Annotated in this window: 11 protein-coding genes; 10 read left to right on the top strand and 1 reads right to left on the bottom strand. The window is 51.8% G+C overall.

Features of this window, described 5'->3' with window-relative positions; genetic code table 11:
- Window positions 1-472 precede the first annotated feature (472 nt).
- The 9 genes from JUK32_RS02890 (at window position 473) to JUK32_RS02850 (ending at window position 10,919) form a co-directional block, all read left to right on the top strand.
- On the top strand, window positions 473-1,045 hold the full coding sequence (locus tag JUK32_RS02890; RefSeq protein WP_204137349.1) for a hypothetical protein: 573 nt from the start codon (window positions 473-475) through the stop codon (window positions 1,043-1,045).
- A gap of 229 nt (window positions 1,046-1,274) precedes the next feature.
- Window positions 1,275-1,703 (top strand): YggT family protein, encoded by a 429-nt coding sequence (locus JUK32_RS02885; RefSeq protein ID WP_204137348.1) that lies wholly within the window; start codon window positions 1,275-1,277, stop codon window positions 1,701-1,703.
- A gap of 113 nt (window positions 1,704-1,816) precedes the next feature.
- Entirely contained in the window at window positions 1,817-2,272 is a 456-nt protein-coding gene (locus JUK32_RS02880; RefSeq protein WP_309224472.1) for a DUF3124 domain-containing protein, read from the top strand.
- 52 nt (window positions 2,273-2,324) lie between these two features.
- A complete protein-coding gene (locus JUK32_RS02875; RefSeq protein ID WP_204137346.1) occupies window positions 2,325-3,257 on the top strand; it encodes a YihY/virulence factor BrkB family protein in 933 nt (310 codons plus the stop codon).
- A 489-nt stretch (window positions 3,258-3,746) separates the two neighbouring features.
- Window positions 3,747-4,625, top strand: a complete 879-nt coding sequence (locus JUK32_RS02870; protein ID WP_204137345.1) for an META domain-containing protein — start codon at window positions 3,747-3,749, stop codon at window positions 4,623-4,625.
- A gap of 11 nt (window positions 4,626-4,636) precedes the next feature.
- Window positions 4,637-5,239 (top strand): DUF3611 family protein, encoded by a 603-nt coding sequence (locus JUK32_RS02865; protein ID WP_204137344.1) that lies wholly within the window; start codon window positions 4,637-4,639, stop codon window positions 5,237-5,239.
- Between the two features lie 171 nt (window positions 5,240-5,410).
- On the top strand, window positions 5,411-6,526 hold the full coding sequence (locus JUK32_RS28380; protein WP_204137343.1) for a response regulator: 1,116 nt from the start codon (window positions 5,411-5,413) through the stop codon (window positions 6,524-6,526).
- Window positions 6,527-6,589: 63 nt separating this feature from the next.
- Window positions 6,590-10,543 carry a PAS domain S-box protein gene (locus JUK32_RS02855; RefSeq protein WP_204137342.1) on the top strand — a complete coding sequence of 1,318 codons (3,954 nt, stop codon included), beginning with the start codon at window positions 6,590-6,592 and terminating at the stop codon, window positions 10,541-10,543.
- On the top strand, window positions 10,536-10,919 hold the full coding sequence (locus tag JUK32_RS02850; RefSeq protein ID WP_204137341.1) for a response regulator: 384 nt from the start codon (window positions 10,536-10,538) through the stop codon (window positions 10,917-10,919). The genes JUK32_RS02855 and JUK32_RS02850 overlap by 8 nt, the downstream gene beginning before the upstream one ends.
- Window positions 10,920-11,130: 211 nt before the next feature.
- Here JUK32_RS02850 and glpK read toward each other — a convergent pair whose 3' ends face one another.
- On the bottom strand, window positions 11,131-12,639 hold the full coding sequence (gene glpK / locus JUK32_RS02845; RefSeq protein WP_204137340.1) for a glycerol kinase GlpK: 1,509 nt from the start codon (window positions 12,637-12,639) through the stop codon (window positions 11,131-11,133).
- A gap of 534 nt (window positions 12,640-13,173) precedes the next feature.
- On the opposite strand from glpK, the gene JUK32_RS02840 reads away from it, so the two are divergent.
- Complete coding sequence (locus JUK32_RS02840; RefSeq protein ID WP_204137339.1) at window positions 13,174-14,085, top strand: DUF2267 domain-containing protein; 912 nt, start codon at window positions 13,174-13,176, stop codon at window positions 14,083-14,085.
- Window positions 14,086-14,205: the final 120 nt, after the last annotated feature.

The following is a 14,205-nucleotide window of genomic DNA, read 5'->3' as shown; positions in this document are numbered from 1 at the left end:
GAAGCATTTCAGACCAATCTCAAGGGACTGAGGGCATCTTTGCTACGCAAAGTAACCCTTTTAAAACATCCTCTTAGGCAAGATTTCAAAAATCCTCTGACCGATATTTAGCTACTTGTACAACTCAAATCCGCTACAGTAGCACCAATGTTGGCGACACTTCACTGAATGCGGCCAGATTGTTTCCATAGCCAATACAACGCTCTTGACTCTTTGAAAATACCCTGAGTTGAGAATTCGTTTCACTCTTTTACTGACCACAGCAATTCGACGAACTAAGTTATACCAACCCTCTGTGAAGCTGTGCTTGACCAGGGGCTTCAGCCTCTTGACCTTCAAGGGTTCATTAATGGCAAAAATGGCAAACTCAAATTGAACTGGTATTAGGGCCAAGCGATACTCTAAATTTCCTCCATCAAGCAACGTATTAGTTTTATCCATGGGGCAACTTTAATCCCAAAAAAGGAAACTCATGAAATCGGATCAGTTCTTTACTGAAATTTACTCTCTCGATAAATCCACTAACCGCTACATGATTGAGATTGCCCTTGATCGCTACGAGGATATTTTTAACGAATGGGATCCAGCTCCCTTTAAGAAACGAGAAATTGATGCCGATTTAGAGCTTTACCTAGAAGGGAGCGCCGAAGAGATCCCCTTTAAATTTCCCATTGAGCTAATTTTTAGGCTGCCAGTCGAAAATAAGCATCGACAAAGAGAAGAGGAGGTTCGTACTGCCCTGCAAACTTACTTTAGCTTTCGGCTATATTTTCTCAGGCGGGAACTGCGAAAAATCAATATTCGACTGTTACGGTATGTCGCGATCGGTTTTCTGTTGTTATGGGTAGGAGTTACCTATCCCGGTCATGACATTGAATCCGATTGGGCCACGGTTGTCACAGAAGGTATTTTTATTGGGGGCTGGGTATTTCTTTGGGAAGCCGTTTCACTGTTTTTCTTTAGTAAACGTGAAATTTATCACCGCTACCGAGTTTTTAGAAAACTAATGGATGCTCCGATCTTTTTTTATGAAAAAACTCAATAGAAAGCAAATCTTGATTTAAAATTAGATTGACTAATCTGAAAAGTTTGAATTTGTTGAATAGGCAGAAATAGGAAAGTGATTTACATTTAGATGAACCTCAAGAAAGTCTTTGTGCTCGATAACTTGGTACTTCACATTTGGATTGAATTATCTTTTTGACAGGTGATATTATGCCTCAAAATTACCAGAAAATATCCCCTAGGTGATTAAATCTGAGTTTACAAATACGATGAATCAGTCTCCTAACAATAACCTTTACGAGCAGAGCGATCGCGAACGACAGCGACAAGAGCTTGCAGCCTTACACCTTAGGCAGGAGGCCGCTCAGCTTAAAGCCGCTAAACGCCAGCGAGTGTTTGGCTGGATTCGCAACACCATCATTCTATTGGTGGGAGCGTTAGAAACTTTGCTGGCGCTGTGCTTATTTCTGCGCTTAACTCGCTCTAATCCAAACAATGCTTTTGCAAGTTTTATCTTTGACTTATCTGATCCCTTTGTCGCTCCGTTCTCTACGCTATTCATCAGTCCCACTAATGCTGATGCCAGTCGAATTTTTGATCTAAATTTAATTTTTGCCATGACCATTTATGCCCTTTTAGGCGCATTGGCACTCGCCTGTTTGCATTACTTGCAAGGGCGTAACCCCTACGGTAGTTAGCGGAGTACAGTATGAGACATAATTTAGCCATCTTACGTGGCTCTGGTCGAAGACTTGGCCTAGCCTTGGTGATCGGATTAGGCGTTCTCGTGAGCACTGCCTGCGAGTCTAGTGTGCCAGCTTCTCCGCCACCCACCCCAGATTTGAGGCCCGTTGCCCTCGATCGCACAGTCGAAATTGCTGCTGGCCAAACCCTGTATGTGCCGGTTTATTCTTATATTTTCATGGTGAATGAGGAGCGCACCATCAACCTGACCACGACCCTGAGTATTCGCAACACCAGCCGTACTCAGCCGATGATTTTGACTGCGGTTGATTACCATGACAGCCAAGGTGCCCTGGTGAAGAGTCACTTGGAAAATCCTGTGGAGCTCGGTCCGCTGATGGCGACGGAATTTGTCATTCGACAAGAAGATGTCACCGGTGGAATTGGGGCCGCTTTTTTGGTGGAATGGGTCGCCCAAACGGAGATTCCGGATCCGGTGGTCGAAGCCGTCATGATCAATACTCAAGGGAATCAGGGCCTATCGTTTGTCAGCGCTGGACGGGTGATCGAAACTCGACCCTAAATTCGTCAGGCAGTAGAATACTTGCTTACGAATTTATTGGCACCTTGACACCATGTTTCGGGACTTGAAACGCTCCGTACTTCCCTATCTGCGTACAACGGTTTTACCCTCAAAACCAGCCCAGCTAATGATTCAAACTGGTCTCAAGTGGGACCGCGATAATGTTGCCGGTATGGCCGCAGCCTTGTCGTATTACACCCTATTTTCCTTATTCCCTTTATTGCTAGTTTTGCTGAGCATATTGGGGGCCTTAGTCGGCCCTGATACTGAGGCTTTTCGAGCAATTCAAATGGCCGTTGTGCAGTATTTGCCCGCAGAGGTTCATAGTTTGGTCAGGGATACTGTCATTGCCCTTAATAGCAATAGTGTGGGTGCAGGCATTATCGGCTCTGCTCTGTTGTTGTGGGCCTCTACTACCGTGTTTAGTATTCTCAGGCAGTCAGTTAATCGCATTTGGCAAACCCCTAACCGAGCCTCAGAGTCTGGGTCGGTCATGCAAATGGTGGTCTTTTTTGTGACTAATAAATTATTTGCCTTTCTGTTGGTGTTAGGAACTGCCTTGCTCATGGTAGTTTCTCTGGCTTCGAACATTGTAGTGAAAGTCATTATTGAGTTGACCACCAATTTTGCCGAAACATTTTCCTTTGTCAAAATTGATGAGCTACAGCTAAGCAACAGCTTACAGGTTGGCTCTTCAGTCTTGATATTATCTCTAGCGATCGCCATTCTGTTCAAAGTGTTGCCCTCGATCAGACTTTCTTGGAATGATGTTTGGTTAGGAGCATTGGTCACTGCGTTTTCACTCGTTGGACTGCAACAACTTACTACCAATAGCGTTGTCTCTATCGGTAGTCGATTTTTGTCTTACGGAGTTATTGGCAGTGTGATGATCTTAATGCTGTGGATATTTTTGACGTGTCAGATTTTCTTTATTGGATGCGAACTTTCCTTCATCTATGCGCACTTGTTTGGTAGCCGCCGTTGAGAAATAGGGACTCATTGCTATCATCACAGTGTTTTGGCTGCAATTCTGTGTTTTTAGTCTTAGGGGGGGGTGTTTAAAGAGTTCCGCAAGCGATGTCTAGTCACTTGCATTATCCAGAATGATAAATAGTGGCATGGGCTTTTGTGGTCGCCTTTTGGTGTATTTAGATAACCTTAGCGGTGCCAAGCCCCCTTAAATGTCATCTCAGTAAGTCATTCGACAGCCCTGAATAGACTCAGTGCTTTCCCGATTCGACAGCACTGAGTAGTCGGGATATCTCAGCCATTGACGGAGTTTGAAATATCCCCTTTAGTTTTGAGTGACATTCTCTAATTATGAGCCTCTACATCTTTTTCTAAAACGTTAGGAGGACCTCAAATAAGATCCTCATTCATATCAGTTTCATAGTTTCATGATTTACGGTTAGTTTACCTTGAGGAGCGATCGCTTTTTTTGCTCTGATTGGTGATTACTGGTCAGGAGTAACTCATGAAGTATCCCAAATTCAAAACCTACTTCAATTTAAGTTGTGGTGCTTTAGCGGGTCTGAGCTTGTTTTTGAACGGTGCTGCGGCGATCGCTACCCCGGTAGAAGAAGCTCCTAAGCTGGCTCAAACTACCACCGCAGAGCCAGAAGAAGCTTGCGTGGCACTGCAAGAGGTCACCACTGGCCAAACAGAGATTCGTAAGCGAATTGAAAATCGACTCGTTCTTCAAGGCAACTGGAATACTGACTTTCTCGTGCCTAATAACCGGAATTTTGACTATTTTGTGGCGCTAATTACGCCTGAAAATACGGGGCCTTACGAATTCACCGCTAATCTCGTTTTCCCTCAAGGCGGTACGGAACCGGCGCTTAGCCGTCGCAGCGATATTCAGGCTGGCATGACTTACTCCATCCCGTTTCAATCGCTAACGGGGCGGCAGCCAGCCATTGTGAATGCTCGGGTGGGTGGCATTAATGGCAATTTCTACACCCTTGCGATCGCCGCCTGTGAGTCCCGCATCGCCGCCGATCCCTCTGGCTTAACGGGCACCACCTGGGAACTACAGCAGATTCAGCTCAATGATGGTCAGGTATTTACCGCTGATCCCCCGCAAAATTACACCCTAGAGTTCACGGCCAGTGGCGAAGTCTTTGTGCAGGCCGACTGTAATCGCTCTATCGGCTCTTACACCCTGGGGCAAGATAATCGCCTGGGCATCACCCTGGGACCAACCACTCTGGCCGCGTGTCCGCCTGACTCCATCAGTAATGATTACCTGCGCTTTATCGATGCCGCCAACTCCTTCTTCTTCATGGATGGCGAACTGTTCATTGAATTGAAGTTTGATAGCGGCTCAATGCGATTTACCCCAGCAATCTAGAGGGTTTTGCCATGGCTAGCTTTCTTCGTCCCGGAGCGGGGAGCCCCACTCCAGAGCAAATTGCCCGCAATTGTCGCCGCCTCGGTTGGCTGGGGTTTTGGCTACAGGTGCTTTTGGGGTTGATTCCCCTGTTGGTGGTTTTAGGTTTGGTGTTGACCCGCTTGGGACAATGGCCGCAGGGCCTGTTTTCTCTGGGATTTTGGCTGGCTCTCCTCTGTCTAGGATTTCTAGGTTTCGGTACGTTCTGGAGTTATCGCTATACCCGGTTGGCCGCCCGGCTCGAAACTACAGACATCCGGCCTTCTAAGTCAGGGGTCAAACGGGCGTTGCTGATTGGCCTCCTGACGAATTTGGCGGTGATGATCATGGCTGTGTTGATTGCTTTGGGGCAAGTGAGCCGGTTGACCCTGCGGATGTTGCGCATCCCCCAGGGCGCGACTGTGATCACGCCCGACCAGGCGATCGCCCAAGGGGCCTTAGTGTCACCATCCAATATGCTGGCAATTCAGGCGTTGGTCCACGCGATCGCGGCCGGACTCGTGGGTGTGGTGGTAGCGTTACTGTTGATTCAGCAGGTGAGTCGCCATCGTAACGCTCCCGACACATTTCTCTAGAAGCGGTAAAGGGCCTTGCTCTTTACCCTAATATTGGGGCACTCAGCGACGATGCCACATTCACCGATGCCCACGGTTCATTCAGCCCCAAGGCAAGCAAACCCCTCAACGACCGATACTGAAATTTGCAGTGCCACCCGATAGAGACAACGCTTTTGGAGGTATCCGGTTGTGAAAGTTCTCTTTGTGGAAGATGACCCGTATACCTGTGAGCTGATTGCCGGGATTCTCGACACCAATCGCTATGCCGTCGACATCGTTGCCGACGGCGAGACGGGTTTAGAAATGGCCATTCAGTGGCCTTATGACCTCATCCTATTGGATGTGATGTTGCCCAAACTGAACGGTATTGAAGTCTGTCGGCAGTTGCGCTCTAGAGCTTGTCAAACGCCCGTCCTCATGCTCACCGCGAGAGGTGCCAGCCAAGATGTGATTTCTGGATTAGATGCCGGGGCTGATGATTACGTCGTGAAATCCTGCGAACCGGATCAGCTGCTCGCCAGAGTGCGGGCCTTGCTCCGGCGAGGAGGTGAGGTGTCGTCAAGGCCGCTATTAACCTGGGGCGATTTGTGTTTAGATCCGGCCTCGGCCCAAGTGACGTTTCAGCAGGCTATCGTCCCTTGCCGTCCCAGAGAATACACCTTGTTAGAACTGTTTTTGCGCAACCCGCAGCGGTTGCTGAGCCGCAGCAACATTATTGACAACCTGTGGTCGTTTGACGATGCCCCGGTGGAAGGATCCGTCACGACCCTGATCAAAGATTTGCGGCATCGACTCAAAGCCGCTGGCATGGCAGCAGATCCGATTGAAACGGTCTACGGTCTGGGCTATCGGCTCAAACCGGGTCCATCCAAGGGTGGGGCCGGCGCGATCGCGTCTAGCCGTGTGGCCGCTGTCGCCATGGGCGAAAGCTCCAGCACCGCCAAGGTGCAAGCTGCGCTGCAAGCCGCTGGGGCAAAATTTCGGGCGTCTTGGCCGCAGCGACTCGCGACCTTAGCCCAAGCTGAACAGGCCATCCAGGCAGGGGACTTGAGTCTAAAACAACTGCAAGAAATTCTGAGTCAGGTGCATAAACTGGCGGGCGGTTTAGGCACCTTTGGCTATGACCAAGCCGCCGCGATCGCCGAAACGCTTGAGCAGTCCATTCGAGACCAAATGCATCAGCAAACGCATTGGTCGCAGCACTGTTTGGAGGCGTTAGACAGCTTGCAGCAGGAACTCTCTCCCCCCGCCCCGCCCGAACAGCATCGCGCCCCCGCCACTGAGCCAGTTAAACATCGGGAGTAAATTTAGCGTAAGAAGTTTTTTGGCCCGGTTTAAAGGCTCGCTCCTAAACTTATTTCTTCTGTCATGTCTTTTGTTTTTCCCCAGACTTTCCGCATCAGTGTGGCCCACCTGCCATTACGGTGGTTAATTTGGATGCCCCTGGTGCCGGTCGTGGGTGGCACAGTTGGGCTGGCTGGCTATCTGGCCGCGCCGGAACGCTTAGGCGTCGCTGCTGTCGTGGGCTTAGGGGCACCGCTGGGGGCCGCGATCGCCCTGACGGGGCTAGCCTGCCACCAAATTACCCAACGCTTTGCGGTGCTGAAATCGCGCGATCGGGATACGCAAACAGCCTTGCTCCAGCGCGATCGCTGGCTCCAGCAATACAACCAGCTGTCCCCCGGCAGTCTCTACATTCTGGTGCAGACCGCTGACGGGCACGTCCGTTTTGAATACATGAGTCTCGCGATCGAGGCGATTCACGAAATACCCGTGGAGCAGATTCTTCAGGATGCCAATATTCTGCTGCAGCGCATCCACCCCGAGGATCAGGCCGACTATGCCCAGGCCGTTCGCCAAAGTGCCGAGCAGCTCACCCCATTTTCCCATCAGTGGCGCATCATCACCCCCTCGGGACAGGTGAAATGGCTGCAGGGCACGTCAACCCCTGAATGCCGAAACAACGGAGATATGGCCTGGCATGGCGTGGTGATTGACATTACCGAACTCAAGCAGGCGGAAATCGCCTTGCAAGAAAATGAAAAACGGCATCGAACCATTCTGGAGGCGATTCCCGATCTGATGATTCGAATGCATCGCGATGGCACCTATCTCGATGTCAAACTGACGGATGCTTTTCCCGTGGTGGTCAGAGCGGAAGATATCGGCAAAAACATGGCCGATTTGCTGCCCGAAGAGATCGCCCGAAAACGCTTGGATGCCATTGCCGAAGTGCTGGCATCCGGGGAAATGCAGATGTTCGAGTTTCCCTTTCAGTTCAAGGAACAGCTGTTGTGGGAAGAGACCCGGATCTTGCCGCTGAACCAGGACGAGGTGGTCTTAATCATTCGCGATTGCACCCAGCGCAGGCAGATGGAAACGGCCCTTCGCCAGAGCGAGGCCAGTCTAAAAGATGCCCAGCGCATTGCCCAAGTTGGCAGTTGGGAACTGGATCTGCAAACCGCCGCAGTGACCTGGTCGGAGGAGATGTTTCACATTTTTGGATTCGAACCCGATCAGGCTGAACCCAGCTACGACAAGATTATGGCCATGATTCCGCCAGGCGATCGCGAAGCACTGACGCGGCGGATCGAACGGGCCATGACGGACCACACTCCGTATAGTCTGGAACATCGCATTCAACGCCCAGATGGCACCCAACGGTACCTCATCAGCCGAGGCGAAATCCTTGAGGAGGAGCATCAGCAAGGAATCAAGCTGTGCGGTACAGCCCTGGATATCACCGATCGCAAACAAGCCGAAATCGCCCTACAAGCCAGTGAAACCCGCTTTCGCCAACTGACCGAAACCATGAAAGAAGGGTTCTTCGTGTTTGAAACAGAGACGGCTCAATACTCATACTTAAACCCTGCCATCCTCGACCTGACCGGCTCTCCCGGCGCACCCTTGCCAACCGAACCGGCTTACGCCAAGGGCATGTCCCACTGGCTCAACCATATCCATCCCGAAGACCGCGATCGCGTCGAAGCCCAGCTGCAGCAAGAGCGCCAGGGGGCACCGTTCGATGCCGAGTATCGGTTCCTGCATGCCGATGGCCGCTGTCTCTGGCTAAGATCCAAAGCCTTCCCCCTAGTCGATGACACCGGCAAAACTGTACGCATCGTCGGCACAGTCGAAAACATTACTGATCGCAAGCGCTTGGAAGCTTCCCTCCGCTCCCAAGCCGCAGAAGAGCGTTTGCTCACCACCATTACCCAACAGATTCGTCAGCCCCTTGATCTAGACGAGCTTTGGGCCACCACGGTCAACGCCATTCAGCAAACCCTGGGGGCTGATCGAGTCCTGTTAGTCAGACTGCATTCAGCGGACTCGGGGCAACGCATTTCGGGGCAAATCATTCAAGCAGCTGTGCATGCGGCATCGCCGGTGACCGAGCCGAGGCACTGGGCCGATGGGCATTGCCCCCCAGACATTTATGACCATTACCGCCAAGGTAAAGCCCGGATTGTGTCAGATGTCTCTACAGACCCATGGGCAGGCTGTCTCGTCGATTCCAGGCCAGCGATGGCGGTGAAATCGCAAATTGTGGCCCCAATCGTGCAGCGATTAGGAACAAATACCCAGCAGGTTTGGGGATTGCTCATTGTGCAGACGTGCTCTCGCGATCGCCAGTGGCAAGACTCAGAAGCGAATCTGCTACAAAATCTCAGCACCCAATTAGCGATCGCCCTGGACCAAGCCAGTCTGTTTCAGCAGCTGCAAGCGCAACTTGCCGAACGCCAGCAAGCAGAACTCGCCCTGCAAGAAAGCGAAACAAGATTTGCCGAGGTGGCTCAAACCCTCAACCAAGTTTCCTACGTGATCTCAGTTTCCAGTGCGGAATATCTCTACATCAGTCCCTCCTACGAAAGACTGTGGGGCTACTCCTGCGAAAGTCTCTATCAAGACCGCAAATCCTGGTTGAATAAGATTCATCCTGAAGATTTAGAGTACGTTTTAGACGGATTAGCGCAACTTCTTGAAGGCACTCAAAAACGCCTGCAATATCGCATTTTTGACGCCAACGGCAACATCCGCTGGATTGAATCCGACTCGCTAATCGTGCGCGATGACGCCGGCAATGCGTTGCGAGTCGTCGGCATTGCCGACGACATTACCGATCGCAAACGCCTCGAACAGGCCCTCCGAGACAACGAAGAACTGTTTCGCCGCGCCTTTGACGATGCCCCCATTGGGATTTCCTTAATCTCTCCAGCAGGTCGATATCTGCGAGTCAATAAATGCTACTGCGATCTTCTGGAATACTCCCAGGAAGAACTCCTGCAAATAAATTTTCAAGACATTACTCATCCTGACGATTTAGAGGCCGATCTCTCTGCCTTACAGCAGATGAATCAAGGAGCAGCCCAAACCTTTCAACTAGAAAAGCGCTACATCGCCAAAAGCGGCACAGTCATTCCCGTCGTTCTCTATGCCTCGTCCATTCGCGACGCCGAAGGCACTCCCCTATATTCCGTGGGCCATGTTCAAGACATTCGCGAACAGCTCGAAGTCGATCGCATGAAAGATGAATTTGTCTCCATCGTCAGCCACGAATTGCGCACCCCCATCACCTCCATCGAAGGGGCGCTGATGCTCTTGGGGGCTGGCGTTTACGATACGCGCCCGGAAAAGGTGCAGACCATGCTCGATATTGCCATCAAAAACAGTAACCGCTTAGTGCGCCTGGTAGACGACATTCTCAGCTTTGAACGGCTGGAATCAGGCAAAGTCGAGCTCACGATGGAATCCTGCCAGGTAGAAGACCTCATGCAGCAAGCGATTGATAGCGTCAGCACCCTAGCCGAACGATCCGCCGTCACCCTGAAGATGATCCCCTGCTGTGTCACTCTCCAGGCTGCGCCTGACGCTCTGTTGCAAACCCTGACCAACCTGCTGAGCAATGCCGTCAAGTTCTCCAATCCCAGGCAAACGGTCTGGCTGGAAGCAAGACCATTGAGGAGTGGAGAGAGGGCTGTGGGGGCACCCAGAAAGGTGGCGACGGGGAAGAGGACTTTCGCTAGCCAAGAAGGGCCGCCTCATCTGCCTGATGCCCCTCGCTTCAATTCGGCCATCCTCTTCTCGGTGAGGGATCAAGGGCGCGGGATCCCAACCGAAAAGCTCGATCATATTTTCGATCGGTTTCAGCAGGTGGATGTATCGGATGCTCGACAAAAAGGCGGCACCGGACTTGGTTTAGCCATTTGCAAGCGGATCGTGCAGAAGCATGGAGGAGAAATTTGGGTGGAAAGTTGCCTGGGACGAGGCAGCACGTTTTACTTTACAGTCCCCCTGGCAAAGGCGAGTTCACAACATGACTAAACGTATCTTGATCGTGGATGACGAAGCAGATATTTGCCAAGTAGTGCAAGCTGCTCTGGAAGAATTTGGCGGGTGGCAGACGTTGCTGGCTCACTCGGGCAAAGCGGGCTTGAGCATGGCGCAAACTGAGCTGCCCGACGCTATTTTGCTGGATGTGTCGATGCCAGAAATGGATGGGTTTCAGATGTTTGAGCAGTTGCAAAAGCATCCAACGACCCGCAATGTGCCGGTGATTCTGTTGACTTCGAAGGTGCTGGCGCGCGATCGCAAACGCTTTGCCGATCTTGCCATTGCTGGTGTCATTACTAAGCCCTTCAATCCGTTGACCCTCTGGCAACAGGTAGCTGAGCTGCTGGCATGGGTAACTGAAGCGTAGCTGCGACTAAGGGCAATCAAAGATTAGCACCGCCAAGGCTTGTCGCTATCTAGTGGTCAACACCTGGCAGCGAGAGGACGACAGCCCCTCGCTGATGCCATGAATGCGGGACCATCCTGTTTGTCCCCGCATGTTTGTCCCCGGAGGTTGCTGGACTGAATGAATGACGAGCCCGAGAGGAGACTCGGCAGCCAAAAGACTGATTCGGGACTTACTCGCACCAATTTTTAGAACGCTCGACGGCCTTTTTCCACATTGCGTAGTTGTCCTGCGGTTCCGAAGCTTGGTCATTCGGTTCAAACACCCGCTCAATACCACGAGTCGCAACGAGGGCGCGATAATCTTTCCAGTAACCGCTGGCGAGTCCGGCGGCAAAGGCGGCTCCTTGGGCGGTGGTGTCGAGAATGGCTGGACGCTCGATAGGAATACCCAGCACGTCGGCTTGGAACTGCATGAGAAAATCGTTCTGACAAGCACCGCCGTCCACTTTGAGTTCTTTGATGGGCGTGGGGGCACCGGCATTGACGGCATCCACCACTTCTTTGACTTCGTAAGCGATCGCTTCCAGCACCGCTCGGATCAAGTGTTCGCGACGGGTGCCGCCAGTAATGCCCATAAAAGAACCACGGGCGGACATATCCCAGTGAGGTGCGCCCAACCCACTCAACGCGGGCACAAAATAGACCCCACCATTGGTGCCGATACGCCTGGCCAAGGGTTCGGTATCAGCGGCGTGGCTAATCACTCGAATGCCGTCGCGCAGCCACTGAATGCAGGCTCCAGCAGTAAACATGGCCCCTTCGACGGCATATCCCACCTTCGGCTTGCCATCACCAGCCACCGACCAGGCAATGGTCGATAGTAACTCATGATTGGTGCGCAGGATTTCGTTACCCGTGTGAGCGACCAAAAATGCGCCCGTGCCGTAGGTACATTTCAGTGCGCCAGGGCTGTCGCACCCGTGACCAAACAAGGCCGCCTGCTGATCGCCCAACACTGACATGATGGGAATTTCGGCTCCCAAAAAGTCGGGGTCGGTGTAGCCAAACAAGCCGAGACTGGGTTTGACCTCGGGCATGATGTGGCGGGGAATGCTAAACATGTCTAATAAATTCGGATCCCAATCATGCCCTTGCAGATTGAGCAGCATGGTGCGGCTGGCGTTGCTGTGATCGGTGGCGTGCACTTTGCCACCCGTCAGGTTCCACAGCACCCAGCTATCGACGGTGCCCGCCAGGGTCTTTTCGAGATACAGGGGCGGATCGGTGTATTGCTTAATGTGGTCGAGCAACCAGGCTAACTTGGTGGCGGAGAAATAAGCATCGAGCACCAAGCCCGTGCGATTGTAGATTTCGTCGGCTTTACCCGCCGCCCGCAGTTCATTACACAGGGGCGCGGTGCGGCGATCTTGCCAAACGATCGCGTTGTGGTGGGGGCGTCCCGTTTCCTTGTCCCACAGCAGGCAGGTCTCGCGCTGCACGGTTAGACCGATGGCCGCGATCGCCGACGCTGACACCTTGGCTTTGTCTAAAACACCCCTAGCTGCCCAGCGAATGTCATCCCAAATTTCCCTCGGATCATGCTCTAACCAGCCCGGCTCAGGATAATACTGCGTCAGTTCTTTATAAGACTGGGCAACGATTTGCCCCGCTTGGTCAAAAATGATGGCGCGGTTGCCGGTCGTGCCCAAATCGAGGGCCATGATATAGCTGGCTGACATAATCTTTGAATGATTAACAACTGACAAGTGACTAGATTCACCCTACAGCTTTTCCATGGCAGGCCCAAAATCAGCCGGAATTTAAGATTGCTCTTAGATTTTCGTTAACGGCTGTTGCAATCGTTGAGCCGAGATATCTGAATCAGCTTGCCTACGTGTTGCCTGAGGCCCGCAGGCTCAGGCCGGAACAAGACTGGCTATCCTTCAACGCAAGATGGACGACTTTTTCCGGCATCCTCCCAACGTTTCACGATCGCTCCACCATAAGTCGTATTGCGGCGCGGGGTATTTCTGTCGGCGGATGGTTTCGGCGATCGCTGAAAATTCCTATATTTGGTTATGTTGATGACTAAAACACTAACAATTATTGATGCGAGATTTCTAACGCCTTGCTGATGATTACTTATTGGCTATGAGCTACTAACTCCGTAGATTCGGGTGTGGCTAGCGAATGAGTCGTAATTAACGGGTGAACTTGAGATGGGCGATCGCCTAATCAAACAGAGCCCAATTGTTGAATTCAAAAATAACTGTATGCCTATTACCATTCGAGACGACGCTGTTTACTTAATTCTGAATCAAATTAATCAGGCGCAGCAGGGCGACAATGCTGCCCAAGTCAACGCTAAGGAAATCAACCTTGCCATTGATGATTTTGCGGGCATTAAGCTCAATAAGTCTGACTTACTGGGGCATTTAGACTACCTCAATCAGAAGCAATACGTGGATGCTGAATTTAGCGGCAACGCCTACGGTCGGCAAGAAGATGTGCCTAACCTGATCAATCCTGATGAAGTGGACGTTCGCGTCGCCAACACCCTCGGGGCGGACGATGGACCGCTGCCTCACTTGATTACGCTGAAGCGAGCCAAGCTGACGGACAAAGGCCAGGCCATGCTGAGCGACATGAAAGCCAACCCGCCGGAAAACTTAACTGAGGATCAAAGTGCTGAGGATAATAGCGCCCAGATATCTGAGGCGAATATGTCTTTCTTGCAGAAGGTCATGCTCAAGGGCAATTTGTCTGATCTTTACGATGCCAGGGATATCACCGAAGTGGTCTTTCGGGTGATGCGAGATATGATGACCACCCAACAGGCTGATCAAGTTGCCGCAGAACTGTCGGATGACGTAGCCTCCAGCCAGGTAGAAGATCAGTCACTGCATGTTGATATTGCCGAACTGTGGCAAGATACTAACCCCATCGTGCGATTTTTGAGCCGACTACGTCCGCCATTACGGGGCGAGGCACCGCTGGGCATTGACTCTGACCTGTTTCTCAAACGAGTTGATCGCGAGGCGTCTGTGCCCAAGACTTCGAATGGGGAGATCGTGACCCGTGCGGTCTTTGCCGCGACGAAGGAAGAACTATCTGAGCAGCGCGTGCAAGAAATTGAAGCTTGGCTGCCGGTTGGTCGAGTTAAGGAACTGTGGCAGACTGCCTAAACGTCACCGCCTTCGCTAGGGACTTGCGCGCAAAAAAGATCCTCATGAACCGAGTTTCGACTCCGCTCAACTCTCGATGCTGGTAGGTTGAGCGAAGTCGAAACCGGATTGAACGGGTAC

Origin of the sequence: Halomicronema sp. CCY15110, assembly GCF_016888165.1 — a bacterium.
In the GTDB taxonomy this organism is placed as follows: domain Bacteria; phylum Cyanobacteriota; class Cyanobacteriia; order Phormidesmidales; family Phormidesmidaceae; genus Halomicronema.
The sequence above is the reverse complement of the archived record's forward strand: the minus strand, read 5'-3'. Positions and strand labels throughout refer to the sequence as shown.

Bases quoted from the DNA above. Each gene is read 5' to 3' on its own strand.
- JUK32_RS02890 (WP_204137349.1), top strand. From the start codon at position 473: ATGAAATCGGATCAGTTCTTTACTGAAATTTACTCTCTCGATAAATCC.
- JUK32_RS02885 (WP_204137348.1), top strand. From the start codon at position 1,275: ATGAATCAGTCTCCTAACAATAACCTTTACGAGCAGAGCGATCGCGAA.
- JUK32_RS02875 (WP_204137346.1), top strand. From the start codon at position 2,325: ATGTTTCGGGACTTGAAACGCTCCGTACTTCCCTATCTGCGTACAACG.
- JUK32_RS02870 (WP_204137345.1), top strand. From the start codon at position 3,747: ATGAAGTATCCCAAATTCAAAACCTACTTCAATTTAAGTTGTGGTGCT.
- JUK32_RS02865 (WP_204137344.1), top strand. From the start codon at position 4,637: ATGGCTAGCTTTCTTCGTCCCGGAGCGGGGAGCCCCACTCCAGAGCAA.
- JUK32_RS02855 (WP_204137342.1), top strand. From the start codon at position 6,590: ATGTCTTTTGTTTTTCCCCAGACTTTCCGCATCAGTGTGGCCCACCTG.
- JUK32_RS02850 (WP_204137341.1), top strand. From the start codon at position 10,536: ATGACTAAACGTATCTTGATCGTGGATGACGAAGCAGATATTTGCCAA.
- glpK (WP_204137340.1), bottom strand. From the start codon at position 12,639: ATGTCAGCCAGCTATATCATGGCCCTCGATTTGGGCACGACCGGCAAC.
- JUK32_RS02840 (WP_204137339.1), top strand. From the start codon at position 13,174: ATGCCTATTACCATTCGAGACGACGCTGTTTACTTAATTCTGAATCAA.